Raw genomic sequence first — 15,081 nt, 5'->3', positions numbered from 1 at the left:
TACCCGATGCACACGAGTGTGCTGGAAGGGGTGAACAACAAGATCAAAGTGATAAAGCGTATGGCATATGGATTTAGGGACTCAGAATACTTTTTTCTGAAAATCAAGGCGGCCTTCCCCGGAAAGCCGCGATGAACCTTTTTTTATGCCCGGCACTGACGTCAGGTCATGCTCTTGCGGTCCGGACAACGGCCGATGATATCTGCGGATAGCTCGCCATTGTCCTGCTCCAGCACCACATCGAAGCCCCACAGCTGATGCAGATGCTTGAGCACCTCGTGGCGTGACTCGCCAAGGGGGATGCGGTTGTGGGGAACATAGCGCAGGGTCAGGGAGCGATCGCCTTTCACTGCCACGTTGTAGACCTGAATGTTGGGCTCCAGGTTGCTCAGGTTGTATTGAGCGGACAGGGTGCTACGCACCAGTCGGTAGCCCTCTTCATTGTGAATGGCGGACACCTTGAGGTAGTTCTTCAGATCGTCGTCATCGATGGCAAAGAGCTTCATGTCGCGCATCACCTTGGGACTGAGGAACTGGCTGATGAAGCTTTCGTCCTTGAAGTTCTGCATGGCGAAATGCAATGTCTCGACCCAGTTGGTGCCAGCGTAATCGGGGAACCAGTATCTGTCCTCCTCGGTCGGGTGTTCGCAGATGCGACGCAGGTCCGTGAACATGGCAAAGCCAAGGGCGTAGGGGTTGATCCCCGAGTAATACCGGCTGTTGTAGGGGGGCTGATAGACCACGTTGGTGTGGCTGTGCAGTACCTCCAGCATGAAGCGATCGCTGATTTTTCCCTCGTCATAGAGGTGGTTGAGAATGGTGTAGTGCCAGAAGGTGGCCCAGCCCTCGTTCATCACCTGCGTCTGCTTCTGCGGGTAGAAGTACTGACTGATCTTGCGCACGATACGCACCACCTCGCGCTGCCAGGGCTCGAGCAGGGGGGCATTCTTTTCGATGAAATAGAGGATGTTCTCCTGAGGCTCGGCAGGATAGCGCCTGTCTTCCACCCCGGCAATCTTGTGCTGCTTGGGCAGGGTACGCCACAGCTCATTGACCTGGGTTTGCAGATAATCTTCCCGCGCCTTCTGGCGCCGTTTCTCCTCGGCCAGAGAAATCTTCTGGGGCCGCTTGTAACGATCCACCCCGAAGTTCATCAGGGCATGGCAGGAGTCAAGCAGTTTCTCCACCGCATCGATGCCGTGTTTTTCCTCGCACTCGGTGATGTAGTTCTTGGCAAACAACAGGTAGTCGATGATGGAGGAGGCATCGGTCCAGGCCTTGAACAGATAGTTGTTCTTGAAGAAGGAGTTGTGACCATAGCAGGCGTGGGCCATGACCAGCGCCTGCATCGGCATGGTGTTCTCTTCCATCAGATAGGCGATGCAGGGGTCCGAGTTGATGACGATCTCGTAGGCCAGTCCCATTTGGCCGCGCTTGTAGTTGCGCTCGGTGTGGATAAAGCGCTTGCCGAATGACCAGTGTTGATAACCGATGGGCATGCCGACACTGGAGTAGGCATCCATCATCTGCTCTGCAGTGATCACCTCGATCTGGTTGGGATAGGTGTCGAGCCGATAGAATTTGGCGACCCGGGCTATCTCCTGGTGATAAAGCTCCAGCAGATCGAAGTTCCAGTCAGGACCATCGTCCAGCGGCGCTATCTTTCTTGCGGTTTCTACCATATGTGATCCCTCAAGCCGCTTGCTTCTTGAACAATTCCCGGAACACCGGATAAATGTCCTCGACCTTGCGAATGTGCTCCATGGCGAAGTGGGCGTATTGCTCTGCCACCGCCTCATATTCGTGCCACAGGGTCTGGTGGGCGCGGGTAGTGATCTCGATGTAGGAGTAGTAACGCACCCGCGGCATGATGTCGCGCATCAGGATCTCCCTGCACTGGGGTGAGTCATCGGCCCAGTTGTCACCATCAGAGGCCTGCGCCGCATAGATGTTCCACTGGTTGGCGGGATAACGTTCGTTGATGATGTCGTTCATCATCTTGAGCGCACTGGAGACGATGGTGCCGCCGGTCTCCTGGGAGTAGAAGAACTCGTGCTCGTCCACCTCCTTGGCCTGGGTGTGGTGGCGGATGTAGACCACCTCGACATTCTTGTAAGTCCGGCTCAGGAATAGATAAAGCAGGATATAGAAACGCTTGGCCATCTCCTTGGTAGCCTGATCCATGGAACCGGAGACGTCCATCAGGCAGAACATCACCGCCTGGCTCGAGGGGACGGGCCGTTTGACAAAGTTGTTGAATTTGAGGTCGAAGGTGTCGATAAAGGGGACCGCATCGATGCGTCGTTTCAGCTCCCTGATCTCTTTTTCAAGTTGCGCCATTTCGGCGAAATGGTCGTTGGGCTCGCAAGCCAGCTGGGCCAGGCGCTCCTCCAGTTCACACAACTGACGTTTCTTGCCTGCCTGCAGCGCCATGCGCCGCGCCAGCGAATTTTGCAGGGAGCGCACCACGTTGATGTTGGCAGGCACCCCGTTGGAGGTGTAGCCGGCCCGATAGGTCTTCATCTCCATCAGCTGGTTGAGCTGGGTCTTTTGCAGCCGCGGCAGCTCCAGATCCTCGAACAGCAAGTCCAGGTACTCGTCCTTGGAGATCTGGAAGACGAAATCATCGACTCCCTCTCCTTGATCCGAAGCCTGGCCCTCGCCACTCCCTTGGCCGCCGCCACCCCCTTTGGGCCGGTCAATCTTGTCACCAGATACGAACTGGTCGTTGCCTGGATGCACCATCTCCCGTTTGCCGCCATGACCCTGATGAAAATGGGGTTCCCCGATGTCCTTGGTCGGGATGCTGATGCTCTCACCCTTGTCCACGTCCTGAATGCTGCGCTTGGAGACAGCATCCGAGACCGCTTGTTTTATCTGCTTCTTGTAGCGGCGGATGAAGCGCTGCCGATTGACAGCGCTTTTGTTTTTGCCGTTGAGCCTGCGGTCGATAAAATGCGCCATAACTCCCCCTTGAACACGGCAGGGTCAGGATGACTTGCGTACCCTGAGATACCACTCGGAGAGCAGCCGCACCTGTTTACGTGTGTAGCCTTTCTCCATCATCCGTTCGACAAAGTTATCGTGCTTCTTCTGCTCCTCAGCCGAGGTTTTGCTGTTGAAGGAGATAACCGGCAGCAGCTCTTCCGTGTTGGAGAACATCTTCTTCTCGATCACGGTGCGCAGCTTCTCGTAACTGGTCCAGTTGGGGTTACGGCCTGCATTGTTGGCCCGGGCACGCAGCACGAAGTTGACGATTTCGTTGCGGAAATCTTTCGGGTTGCTGATCCCGGCAGGTTTTTCAATTTTCTCCAGCTCGCTGTTGAGAGACGCTCTGTCAAACAGCTGGCCGGTTTCTGGGTCACGATACTCCTGATCCTGGATCCAGAAGTCGGCGTAGGTGACGTAGCGATCGAAGATGTTCTGACCGTACTCTGAATACGACTCGAGGTAGGCGGTCTGGATCTCCTTGCCGATGAACTCGACGTAGCGCGGAGTCAGGTAACCCTTGATGAACTCCAGATAGCGATCGTGCAGCTCTTGCGGGAACTGCTCGCGCTCTATCTGCTGCTCCAGCACATAGAAGAGGTGCACCGGGTTGGCTGCCACTTCCGCGTGGTCGAAGTTGAAGACACGGGAGAGGATCTTGAACGCGAAACGGGTGGAAAGGCCGTTCATGCCCTCGTCAACCCCCGCATAATCCCGGTACTCCTGATAGCTTTTCGCTTTGGGATCCGTGTCTTTGAGACTCTCGCCGTCATAGACTCGCATCTTGGAATAGAGGCTGGAGTTTTCCGGCTCCTTGAGCCGCGACAGCACCGAGAACTGGCCCAGCAACTCCAGAGTACCCGGTGCGCATTTGGCCTCGGTCAGCTCGCTGTTGAACAGCAGTTTTTCATAGATCTTCACCTCTTCCGAGACGCGCAGGCAGTAGGGCACCTTGACGATGTAAACACGGTCGAGGAAGGCTTCGTTGTTCTTGTTGTTGCGGAACTGCTGCCACTCGGATTCGTTGGAGTGGGCCAGCAGGATGCCGTCGAAGGGGAGGGCGGAGAGCCCTTCGGTACCGTTGTAGTTCCCCTCTTGCGTCGCCGTCAGCAGCGGGTGCAGCACCTTGATGGGGGCCTTGAACATCTCGACGAACTCCATCATCCCCTGGTTTGCCTTGCATAGCGCACCGGAGTAGGAGTAAGCATCGGCATCATCCTGGGCGAAGTGTTCCAGCATGCGGATATCGACCTTGCCGACCAAGGAGGAGATGTCCTGGTTGTTGTCGTCCCCCGGTTCGGTTTTGGCGATGGCGATCTGATCGAGGATGGAGGGGTTCACCTTCTCCACCTTGAACTTGGTGATGTCGCCGCCAAACTCGTGAAGGCGCTTGGCGACCCAGGGAGACATGATGGGGCGCAGATAACGGCGAGGGATGCCGTACTCCTTCTCGAGGATTTCGCCATCTTCGTCGATGTCAAACAGGCAGAAGGGGTGATCATTCACTGGTGAGCCCTTGATGCGATAGATGGGCACTTTTTGCATCAGGGATTTGAGTTTCTCTGCCAGCGAGGATTTACCGCCGCCAACCGGTCCGAGCAGATAGAGGATCTGTTTCTTCTCTTCCAGACCCTGAGCGGAATGTTTGAGATAGGAGACAATCTGTTCGATGGCTTCTTCCATGCCATAGAAGTCTTTGAAAGCGGGATAACGCGCGACGACGCGGTTGGAAAAGAGACGGCTGAGACGTGGATTGGTCGAGGTGTCGATCATTTCCGGCTCGCCGATGGCGGTCAGCAGACGTTCGGCGGCAGAGGCGTAGCAGGATTTGTCCTGTTTGCACATATCCAGAAACTCCTGGATGCTGTACTCCTCCTCTCTGGCCTTCTCATACCGCTGTTGATAGTGCTCGAAGATGCCCATAACTTAGCCCTCGTTATAGTCGCTTGCCCTGAAAAAGAGTGGATCACTACTTTTGTTCTGTTTACCTCTTAAGCCTAGTCAACAGCCCCCAGTAATCCATCGCCATCATTGGTTTAAGTTTGTGCGGGAGCTTCCCGATCCTCGTGCGGGAAGAAGCAGTAAGTGACATACCTATGTTACTGACTGTTAAATTATTTTTGCCACGACAGTGATGCAAATGTCAAAGACATAAAAAATAAATCTTTGTGTGCCAGAGGGAGAAAATGGTGACGCTCTGTTTTGTCAGGGGGCGGTGCCAGCAAGGGCAAGGGCGGCAGGGAATAGAGGGTAAAAAGACGTGTCGCTTACGTCAACGTAATGTTACTTGCTTGGTGCTTTTGCTCTAATTTTTACATTGACGCTACATTCTGGCTGCTCTAGATTGGTCCTGTGTCGAGCAGTCATCGCTTTAGCAAGAGAGTGGGTGATTGTGCAGATACTAAGCTCTGTTTAAGCACGTTTCCGTTGGCTTGACCCTCGCATCCGCGAGGGTCTTATTTTTTCAGCGCCTGAACGGCGCCAAACCTGCAAGCTCAGGATTCGGCGGGATAGAGGGCTGACACCACCGCCAGCACCTCGGCGAAGGGATGGTTCGCCAACTGGCCAAAACCGGCCAGATCCCTGGCCTTTAGACGGGTGGTCAGCGGGGTGGCGATGCCACACAGGAAACGGGTCAGGATCCTGGGATGGCGCTGATGGCACAGGGCGATCAGCGGATCGCACCAGGCGCGCAAACCGTGCTCGTTGGGCAAGCCCGGTGATGGCAACGGCGGCAACACGGCGATCTCTCCCCGGCAGACGGAACAGTGCCCGCAGCGCTCGGGGGCGGCGTCGTCGGCAAAATAGCGGGCAAGCTCATGGCTGAGGCAGGTGGTCGAGGTGAAAAAGGCCAGCAGTGCCTGAAGGCGGGCCAGCTCGCTCTGCTCTTTCTTTTCAAACAATCCATGCAGCTCTTCGGCCAGGGTCACGGTATCGATTTGCTGGCTCAGCACCCGATAGAGCTCGGTCATCTGCTTGCTTTCAAGCTCGATCCAACCCTGCTGCTGCAGGTAGTCCAGCGCCGCCGCGGCGCGCTGGCGTTCTCCCTGATATCCCTGCCACAGCGCCTCGAAGTCAATGGTGCACCAGGTGCGCGCCTGGGGGGCGCAGGCAAAGACCTGCTCCAGGAACTGGCGGCGTTCGGAATTGAAACGAGCGAGGATCGCCTGTTTTTCCAGTACGAACCTGAAACGGTACTCGGCAAAGTAGCTGTAGGCCGGTGCAATGACCCCCGCCATCTCCAGATAGACCAGCAGGGTCTTGAGGGGCAGTTGGCGAATGTTGGTCTCGTTGGAGAGGCGCAGCAGGCTGAATTCCCACTCGGCGCCGCTCTGGCGCACGATATCGAGCAAGTGCGCGATGGCGTCCCTGTCCGGCGTATCCCCATAGACGAAGTTTTCCAGTACCGGCAACTGGGCGCGGCTCGCCAGCACGGTGCAGCGGGAGGGAAGCCCGTCACGTCCGGCGCGGCCTATCTCCTGGCTGTAGTTCTCGATGGACTTGGGCAGGTCGTAGTGAATGACCCGGCGAATGTCGGCCTTGTCGATGCCCATGCCAAAGGCGATGGTGGCCACGATGCAGTCGAGTCTGCCAGCCATGAAGTCATGCTGGATCTGGCTGCGCAGGGCGGGATCGAGCCCCGCATGGTAGGCGCATGCCCGGATGCCGCTGGCCTGTAGCTGCGCGGCGCACTGCTCTGCGCTGTGTTGCAGAGTCACGTAGACGATGGTGGGGGCGGCCGGATTCCGGTGCAGCTCCTCGCGCAGCCATGTATCGCGGGCACTGCCGGCCAGCGGGAGGACGGCCAGATCCAGATTGGGTCTGTAGAAACCGGTGACCACCAGATCGTCCCGGTCGATGGCAAATTTTGCCTGCATGTCCGCCATGACGGCCGGGGTGGCGGTGGCGGTCAGCAACAGCACCTGGGGAATGGCCAGTTCACGGCGATGATCCGGCAGCTTGAGGTAGTCGGGGCGAAAGTTGTGGCCCCACTCCGAGATGCAGTGGGCCTCGTCCACCACCAGCAGTGACAGGGGGATGTGGGCGATGAAGCGGCGAAAGCGCTCATTTTTGAGGCGCTCCACCGAAATCATCAGGATCTTGAGCTTGCCATCGCTGGCCTGCTGCATCACGCGCCGGCTCTCTTCCGCTGTCTGGCTGGAGTCCAGAGTGGCGGCGGCGATCCCCTTGCTGCGCAAAAAGGCGAGCTGATCGTGCATCAGGGCCAGCAGGGGAGAGATGACCAGGGTCAGGTGGGGCAGTGCGAGGGCGGGCAATTGATAACAGAGGGATTTCCCCGCGCCAGTCGGGAAGATGGCTGCGGCGCTCTTGCCGGCCAGCAGACGACTGATCACCGCTTCCTGCCCGGGCCGCAAGCGATCAAAGCCGAAGTGTCGGGTCAATAAAGAGGTGATCATGGCAAGGCTCCCTGAAAAAGGGCGTCATCATATCACTTCTGGCCCAGTGGTGGCCGATGATCGGACTGGTTTGGTGACATTTTGACCGTGGTTGATATTGTGTTATCACATTGTTGTAGATTTTTTGTGAGGTAACCCTGATATTTTTCAGTGATTATGTGGAAAAAAACCATGGCAGATGGGATATTCTTGTCCGCAACCCCACGCGAACGGGACAGATCCACCAGAAGAGCTGCCCACGGCGTCACCGTCAACGGACCGGTGCCAATGCGCGGGGCTGGTTGCCAACAGGACTAATGATTCACGCACCATGAGTGCACAGGGACTACTTGATGACACAACAACACCCCCTCATTCGACTGGTCAACAGCACCAGTCTGGTTAGCCAGATCCTAGTCGGTCTGGTATTCGGTATCCTTCTTGCGATGTTCATGCCCGAGTGGGCCAAGGCGGCGGGTCTGCTCGGCAGCCTGTTCGTCGGCGCCCTGAAGGCCGTGGCGCCGCTGCTGGTCTTCGTGCTGGTGATGTCGGCGATCATCGGCCACAAGCAGGGTCAGAAGACCAACATGAAACCGATCCTGCTGCTCTATGTGCTGGGTACCTTCCTGGCGGCTGCCGTGGCAGTGGTGGCGAGCTTCCTCTTCCCCTCCAACCTGCATCTGGTGGCAGGCGCTACCGAGATCACGCCGCCGGGGGGCATCACGGAAGTGCTGCAGACCCTGCTGTTCAACGTGGTGACCAACCCGGTGAAAGCACTGCTGGAAGCCAACTATATCGGCATCCTGGCCTGGGCCATCGGCCTTGGTATCGCCATGCGTCACGCCAATGAGAGCACCAAATCACTGATTTCCGATGTGTCCCACGGGGTTTCCGCCATCGTCAAGGCCGTGATCCGTTGCGCTCCACTCGGCATCCTGGGCCTGGTTGCCTCCACCCTGGCTGAAACCGGCTTCGATGCGCTGTTTGGCTATGCCCAGCTGCTGGTGGTACTGATCGGCTGCATGCTGTTCATCGCCTTCGTGGTCAATCCGCTCATCGTCTTCTGGAAGATCAAGCGCAACCCCTATCCCCTGGTGCTGACCTGCCTGAAAGAGAGCGGTGTGACCGCCTTCTTCACCCGCAGCTCCACCGCCAACATTCCGGTCAACATGGCCCTGGCCGAGAGGCTGCGCCTGCCGGAAGACACCTATGCGGTCTCCATCCCGCTGGGGGCCACCATCAACATGGCCGGCGCCGCCATCACCATTACCGTGCTCTCCATGGCGGCGGTGCATACCCTGGGGATGGAAGTGGACATGGCAACCGCCATTCTGCTCTCCGTCGTCGCCACCATCAGTGCCTGTGGCGCTTCCGGTGTGGCGGGCGGCTCCCTGCTGCTGATCCCGCTGGCGTGCAGCCTGTTCGGTATCAGCAACGACATCGCCATGCAGGTGGTGGCCGTTGGCTTCATCATCGGGGTGTTGCAGGATTCCGCCGAAACGGCCCTCAACAGCTCCACCGACGTGCTGTTCACTGCGGCGGCCTGCATGGCCGAGGATGAGAGCCTGCTGGATGCCGCCCCGGTCCCCAGCCGCGAAGCTTGATCCCCTCAGACTTTCCGCTCTGCACAGGCGCCCTCTTCGGAGGGCGCTTTTTATTTGCGCGCGCGTCAGGCGCCCTGCACCTTCTCGCCGTGTCATGGCACTGACAGTGCTCGGATCCCCCTGTGTGATTTCTCGGGAGGGGCCCGTTGGCTGCCTTACGTGTTCTCGCCACCGCCAACAAGCCATTCCCTGTACAAACGTGCCCGGCGCTGCATTCGCCGGGCATATCGGGCTGATTGTGCTGTCAGCATGGCGGCGTGTGACATCCCCTCTGGTGACCGAAGGGGTCATCTGCTCTTCGGACGCTGTACGGGAAGCCCGGTCAAGGCCCTCTCGGCGGTTTGCCTGCGCCCTGTAGCCGGTACTTTCCCTGAGTACCTTGAAGAAAGGCTCCATTGGGTGGGGGTGTCGGCTCTCTGGGCTAAACCCCGAAGAGCGGGCGTTCCTGGTAAGGACAAGGGCTCTGGTGTTCTGTCTGGCAAGGCCGATGGCGCGCAGCAGATGACGGGATAACACAGTACGTCTTGGTCGTGTGTCATTGGGGAAGGAATATGAGCGGCAAGCTGTCACCAAGGGGAAAGAGAGTGGGTGAAAGGGCTGTCTCTGATTTGAGGGCAGGGGGCTCTGATCATCTGAGCCCAGTACCTTATGATCACAACGAACTCAGCCCGGCAGAGGAGATCTGCCGGGCTGTGGGAGGCGCCGGGCCAGATGCTGGCCCGACGGTATCGCAGGAAGGCTTAGCCGACCAGTTGATAAAGGATGGCGGAGATGGCGATAAGGCCCATGGTCGCCACGAAGACGTTGCTGATCTGACCCTGGTATTTCGCCATGGCCGGGACGCGCTTGATGGCGTACATGGGCATGAGGAACAGGATGGTGGCGATGATGGGGCCACCCAGGGATTCGATCATCCCGAGGATGGAGGGGTTGATCACGGCCACGCCCCACAGGGTCAGGATGAAGAAGGCGATGATGAACAGCTCCACTTTCTTGTGGTTCGGTGCCTTGCCGGAGCTGCGCATGTTCTGGACGATCATCCCTTTCAGACCTTCACGGGCACCCAGATAGTGGCCGAAGAAGGAGGAGACGATGGCCACGAAGGCAACCAGCGGACCGAAGTAGGAGATGATGGGGCTCGCATGCTGGTTGGCCAGGTAGGAGAGCACGGCGATGTTCTGGGACTTGGCTTCTGCCAGCTGGGCCGGCGTCAGGCTCATCACGCAGGAGAAGACGAAGAACATCACGAAGCCCAGCAGAATGATGGCGGTGCGCTTGAGGATGGCGTCGGACTTGGCGACGGCATGCTCACCGTGATCACGGCGCTGAGCCAGGGCGAAGCTGGAGATGGCCGGGCTGTGGTTGAAGGAGAACACCAGCACCGGGATGGTCAGCCACAGGGTGGTGGCGAAATCCTTGGTGCTCGGCATTTCATTCAGGGCCGCACCGGTCCAGTCCGGGATCAGGTACAGGGAGATGCCCGCCAGAATGGCGATGAGCGGATAGACCAGGAACTCGGTCACTTTCAGCATCAGCTTCTCGCCAGCCAGCATCACGGACATCATGGCCATGATGAGCACGATGGAGAGGATCCAGCGCGGGGGCGGCGTCATCTGCAACTGGTTGACCAGGAAGCTTTCCACCGTGTTGGTGATGCCCACGCCGTAGATCAGCACGATGGGGTAGATGGCAAAGAAGTAGAGCAGGGTGATCAATTTACCGGCACCCACGCCGAAGTGCTCTTCCACCACCTGGGTGATGTCGGCATTGGGCTGCTTGGAGGAGAGCACGAAGCGCGCCAGACCACGGTGTGCCAGGTAGGTCATGGGGCCGACCAGCAGCGCCATCACTACCAGCGGCCAGAAGCCACCCATGCCGGCGTTGATGGGCAGGAACAGGATACCTGCACCGACGGCGGTACCGAACAGGCTGATCACCCAGGTGGTGTCTTGTTTACTCCAACCGCGAGATTGGACCGAGCTGATTCCTTGCTCCTGTGCGGCTGCAACATCCTGTGCGCCAGTGACAGTATTGGACATGTGTCTCACCCCGAATGTGTGGTTTTAATTAGTCGGCGCAAGAATACTTTCTTTTTAATCAAAAATGTTGATCAAATTCACCTTTGTGCGGCTAAAACCCGTACTTTCTTGTAGAAATGTGATCAAAAGAATAAAAAATCAAAATTTATTTATCAAATGCAGTGTTATTTGAATGTTAACTGGATAATTTCCCACCTCATCATGTTGTCGAAATGTTATGTCGAGATGTGTTGGGCAAGCTGGCGGATCATGCTGGCAGTGGCCCCCCAGATGAAAGATTGCTCCCAAGGGATCCAATAGATGGTGTGACGTCCGTCCGCCCTTGGCAGGCTCAGGGCTATGTGCTGCCCCGGATCCAGCACGTGGGCGAGGGGGACTTCGAAGGCCTGGGCCACCTCGTCCTGGCTCAGGGTCAGCCCGTAGCCTGGGTCGAGCATGGCGAGGACCGGCAGCACATCGTAGCGTGAGACGGTATTGAGAGGGGTGAGGCTGCCGATGATCCGGATCTGGGAGGGGGGAATGCCAAGCTCCTCCTCGGTTTCCCTGAGCGCGGTGTGAATGAGGTCCCGGTCTTCCGGGTCCTGGCGCCCGCCGGGAAAGCTGATCTGCCCCGGGTGGTGGCGCAGGGCGGCGCTGCGGCGCGTCAGCAGCAGGTGCAGGCCCTCGGGGCGCTCCACCAGGGGGATCAACACGGCGGCAGGTTTGAGCCCGGCCAGTGCCAGGCGATGGGCGGGGGCGGGGCGCTGCAGCAAAAAGCGGGTCAGCAGCTCGGCACTCGTCATCTCCATGGGTCTCCTTGTGTCGGCCCCGCAGGGCCGGATGGGGTCAAAGGGCATCGAGCAGTGGCAGGATGCGGGCCACCTTGTCGTAGGTCTCCTGATATTCGGCGTCGGGATCGGAGTCGGCGATGATGCCGCCCCCCGCCCAGCAGTGCAGCTGACCGGCTTCGGCGATCAGGGTACGGATGCAGATGCTGGTATCCATCCTTCCGTGCTGACTCAGATAACCGATGCTGCCGCAGTAGGCATTGCGCCGCACCGGTTCCAGCTCCTCGATGATCTCCATCGCCCGGATCTTGGGAGCCCCTGTGATGGAGCCGCCGGGGAAGCAGGCCCGCAGCAGATCCACTTCTTGCCAGCGCGCATCCAGTTCTCCGTGAATGGTGGAAACCAGATGATGCACCGCCGGGAAGGATTCCACGGCAAAGAGGTGCGGGACCGTGACCGACCCCGGCCGGCTCACCCGGCCGATGTCGTTGCGCAGCAGATCGACGATCATCAGGTTCTCCGATCTGTCCTTGTCGGCGCTGGCGAGCGACTCGGCCACCCTGGCATCCTGGGCGGGATCAGGGTGGCGAGGCCGGGTGCCCTTGATGGGCTTGGTCTCGATATGGCGCTTGTCGAGCAGCAGGAAACGCTCCGGGGAGAGGCTCAGAATGGCGCTGTGCGGCAGGCGGACAAAGGCGGAGAACGGCGCCTTGTTGGCGGCGCTCAGGGCGAGATAGGCGGACCATTCATCCCCCTGATAAGGGGCGCTGAAGCGCTGGGTCAGGTTGATCTGGTAACAATCCCCCGCCGCCAGATAGGCCTGGATACGGGCAAACTTGTCTCCGTATTCGGCCCGCGTCATGTTGCTCTGCCAGGGGCCGGTCAGGCGAAGGGGGAGGGGGGGTCGTTCGCGCTGCGCCATCAGCCAGTCGAGCCTGCGGGCGAGGCCGGCTTCATCACCCCAGTGGGCCAGTTGCCAGTGTCCCGTCGCGACATTTCGCAGCAGCGCCCAGTCGTAGATCCCGACCGCCATGTCGGGCACCTGGATGTCCTGTTGCGCCACTGCGGGCAGACGCTCGAATCGTCGGCCCAGATCGTAGCCAAAGAGTCCCAGGGCTCCCCCGATAAACGGCAATCCCGAGTCATCCTCAACGCGCTCCCCAAGCAGGGCTTGCTGGGTCTTGGCGAGCAGGGCGAGGGGATCGCCGTCATGATGGTGCTGGTGGTTATCCTGGGTGAGGCAGGTGCTGGTACCCCGGGTTTCCAGGGTGGCAAGCGGATCGGCGCTGATGATGTCAAAACCGTTGTCAGCCCCCAGGGGGCCGGCGGATTCCAGCAGGATGGCCCAGGGTTGGTGTTGCAGGCAGGCAAACCAGGTGTGGAGCGAGGCCTGCGGGTCGAAATGGTGGATATGCAGTCTTGGTTTCATTTTTTGTTACATAGGCAACAGTTTGCGCCCGGCTCCCTAGCCGGTTCGGGTGGTCAAGCGTATCATGGCCGCCGGCATTTTTAAGAAAAACACCGTTATAAAAACACGCCGCAGTCTGCCGGCTCCAGGTGCATTTGCCACCTGCCGAAGGCCCGGCTCATATGGAAGCCCTTGCTCGCGCAAGCGATAACAAGGACCAGTGAGGATGATATGAGCATCATTAGAAAACAGGACTTTATCGATTCCATTGCTGACGCCCTGCAGTACATCTCCTTCTACCACCCCCTCGATTTCGTGCAGGCCGCCAAGGCCGCCTATGACCGCGAGATCAACCCGGCCGCCAAAGATGCCCTGGCCCAGATTCTGATCAACTCCCGCATGTCTGCCGAAGGTCATCGCCCGCTCTGTCAGGACACCGGTATCGTCACCTGCTTCGTCAAGATCGGCATGCAGGTACAGTGGGACAGCGACATGACGGTCCAGGAGATGGTGGATGAGGGCACCCGCCGCGCCTATACCAATCCGGACAACCCGCTGCGCGCCTCCGTGCTGGCGGATCCGGCCGGCAGCCGCAAGAACACCAAAGACAATGCCCCCGCTGTCGTGCACATCGACATGATCCCGGGCAACAAGGTGGAAGTGAGTATCGCGGCCAAGGGCGGCGGCTCCGAAAACAAATCGAAGATGGTGATGCTCAATCCCTCCGACGACATCGTGGAGTGGGTGCTCAAGACGGTGCCGACCATGGGGGCTGGCTGGTGCCCGCCCGGCATGCTCGGCATCGGCATCGGCGGCACCGCCGAGAAGGCGGCGGTGCTCGCCAAGGAAGCTCTGATGGAGCACATAGACATCCAGGAGCTGATTGCCCGTGGTCCCGAGACCACCGAAGAGAAGCTGAGGGTCGAGCTCTATGACAAGGTCAACAAGCTCGGGATCGGTGCCCAGGGGCTGGGCGGCCTGACCACGGTGCTGGATGTGAAGGTGAAATCCGCACCGACCCACGCCGCCTCCAAGCCCGTGGTGATGATCCCCAACTGCGCCGCCACCCGTCACGTGCATTTCGAACTCGATGGCTCCGGCCCGGCGGAGCTGACACCCCCCAGGCTGGAAGACTGGCCGGAGATCACCCGTGAGTCCGGTGGCAATGTGCGCCGGGTCAACGTGGATGGCATCACCAAGGCAGAGCTTGCCAGCTGGAAGAGCGGTGATACCGTGCTGCTCTCCGGCAAGATCCTGACCGGCCGCGACGCCGCCCACAAGCGCATCGCCGACATGCTGAAAAAAGGTGAAGGACTGCCGGAAGGGGTCGATTTCACCAACCGCTTCATCTATTACGTGGGCCCGGTCGATGCGGTGCGTGACGAGGTGGTCGGCCCGGCTGGCCCCACCACGTCCACCCGGATGGACAAATTCACCGACATGATGCTGGGAGAAACCGGCCTTATCGGCATGATCGGCAAGTCCGAGCGCGGCCCCAAGACGGTCGAGAGCATCAAGCAGCACCAGGCTGTCTACCTGATGGCGGTGGGCGGCGCCGCCTATCTGGTAGCGAAAGCCATCAAGAAGGCGCGCGTGGTGGCCTTTGCCGATCTGGGGATGGAGGCCATCTACGAGTTCGAGGTGGAAGACATGCCGGTCACCGTGGCGGTCGACTCCCAGGGCAACAACATCCACGAGACCGGCCCGGCCTACTGGTCCGCCAAAATTGCCGAGCTGGAGACCAAGCTGGCTTGATCAATCGGACTTCGATGCAAACGGAGGGCGATTAGCCCCCGTACAGCAGCATGTTGAAAGGCGACCCTCGGGTCGCCTTTTTTTGCGGGCCCCATTTGACGGTCTGGGCCTGAGCAAATTTAC

The 15,081-nt window shown here is 59.1% G+C and carries 10 protein-coding genes; 3 read left to right on the top strand and 7 right to left on the bottom strand.

The features are described from left to right. The coding region (locus MUW49_RS11700; RefSeq protein ID WP_210538105.1) for a transposase at positions 1-135 on the top strand (135 nt) is incomplete at its 5' end. A 26-nt stretch (positions 136-161) separates the two neighbouring features. Here MUW49_RS11700 and MUW49_RS11695 read toward each other — a convergent pair. From MUW49_RS11695 to MUW49_RS11680, 4 genes are all read right to left on the bottom strand, one after another. Then, positions 162-1,682 carry a SpoVR family protein gene (locus tag MUW49_RS11695; protein ID WP_039040868.1) on the bottom strand — a complete coding sequence of 507 codons (1,521 nt, stop codon included), beginning with the start codon at positions 1,680-1,682 and terminating at the stop codon, positions 162-164. A 10-nt stretch (positions 1,683-1,692) separates the two neighbouring features. Beyond that, positions 1,693-2,964, bottom strand: a complete 1,272-nt coding sequence (locus tag MUW49_RS11690; protein WP_052815757.1) for a YeaH/YhbH family protein — start codon at positions 2,962-2,964, stop codon at positions 1,693-1,695. A 24-nt stretch (positions 2,965-2,988) separates the two neighbouring features. Beyond that, positions 2,989-4,911 (bottom strand): PrkA family serine protein kinase, encoded by a 1,923-nt coding sequence (locus MUW49_RS11685; protein ID WP_010674903.1) that lies wholly within the window; start codon positions 4,909-4,911, stop codon positions 2,989-2,991. Positions 4,912-5,483: 572 nt separating this feature from the next. Continuing rightward, the gene (locus MUW49_RS11680; RefSeq protein ID WP_052815758.1) at positions 5,484-7,406 is read right to left on the bottom strand and encodes a RecQ family ATP-dependent DNA helicase; all 1,923 of its coding nucleotides are present in this window, start codon (positions 7,404-7,406) and stop codon (positions 5,484-5,486) included. A 332-nt stretch (positions 7,407-7,738) separates the two neighbouring features. Here MUW49_RS11680 and sstT point away from each other — a divergent pair, with 332 nt between their 5' ends. Beyond that, complete coding sequence (sstT, locus tag MUW49_RS11675; RefSeq protein WP_049636004.1) at positions 7,739-8,989, top strand: serine/threonine transporter SstT; 1,251 nt, start codon at positions 7,739-7,741, stop codon at positions 8,987-8,989. Between the two features lie 740 nt (positions 8,990-9,729). Here the strand turns inward: sstT and MUW49_RS11670 are convergent. From MUW49_RS11670 to pabB, 3 genes are all read right to left on the bottom strand, one after another. After that, positions 9,730-11,028 (bottom strand): serine/threonine transporter, encoded by a 1,299-nt coding sequence (locus tag MUW49_RS11670; protein WP_029314600.1) that lies wholly within the window; start codon positions 11,026-11,028, stop codon positions 9,730-9,732. A 215-nt stretch (positions 11,029-11,243) separates the two neighbouring features. After that, positions 11,244-11,810, bottom strand: coding sequence for a CoA pyrophosphatase (locus MUW49_RS11665; RefSeq protein WP_029314598.1), 567 nt, complete (start codon positions 11,808-11,810; stop codon positions 11,244-11,246). Between the two features lie 43 nt (positions 11,811-11,853). Further along, positions 11,854-13,137, bottom strand: coding sequence for an aminodeoxychorismate synthase component I (gene pabB / locus MUW49_RS11660; RefSeq protein ID WP_041201622.1), 1,284 nt, complete (start codon positions 13,135-13,137; stop codon positions 11,854-11,856). 297 nt (positions 13,138-13,434) lie between these two features. Here pabB and MUW49_RS11655 point away from each other — a divergent pair, with 297 nt between their 5' ends. After that, positions 13,435-14,958, top strand: a complete 1,524-nt coding sequence (locus MUW49_RS11655) for a fumarate hydratase (RefSeq protein ID WP_010674897.1) — start codon at positions 13,435-13,437, stop codon at positions 14,956-14,958. Positions 14,959-15,081: the final 123 nt, after the last annotated feature.

Origin of the sequence: Aeromonas sp. LsrichE-8G, assembly GCF_022869435.1 — a bacterium.
Taxonomy (GTDB): domain Bacteria; phylum Pseudomonadota; class Gammaproteobacteria; order Enterobacterales; family Aeromonadaceae; genus Aeromonas; species Aeromonas caviae.
The sequence above is the reverse complement of the archived record's forward strand: the minus strand, read 5'-3'. Positions and strand labels throughout refer to the sequence as shown.

Coding starts and splice junctions, on each gene's coding strand:
- MUW49_RS11690 (WP_052815757.1), bottom strand. CDS start 2,964: ATGGCGCATTTTATCGACCGCAGGCTCAACGGCAAAAACAAAAGCGCT.
- MUW49_RS11655 (WP_010674897.1), top strand. CDS start 13,435: ATGAGCATCATTAGAAAACAGGACTTTATCGATTCCATTGCTGACGCC.
- sstT (WP_049636004.1), top strand. CDS start 7,739: ATGACACAACAACACCCCCTCATTCGACTGGTCAACAGCACCAGTCTG.
- MUW49_RS11680 (WP_052815758.1), bottom strand. CDS start 7,406: ATGATCACCTCTTTATTGACCCGACACTTCGGCTTTGATCGCTTGCGG.
- MUW49_RS11685 (WP_010674903.1), bottom strand. CDS start 4,911: ATGGGCATCTTCGAGCACTATCAACAGCGGTATGAGAAGGCCAGAGAG.
- MUW49_RS11670 (WP_029314600.1), bottom strand. CDS start 11,028: ATGTCCAATACTGTCACTGGCGCACAGGATGTTGCAGCCGCACAGGAG.
- MUW49_RS11665 (WP_029314598.1), bottom strand. CDS start 11,810: ATGACGAGTGCCGAGCTGCTGACCCGCTTTTTGCTGCAGCGCCCCGCC.
- MUW49_RS11695 (WP_039040868.1), bottom strand. CDS start 1,682: ATGGTAGAAACCGCAAGAAAGATAGCGCCGCTGGACGATGGTCCTGAC.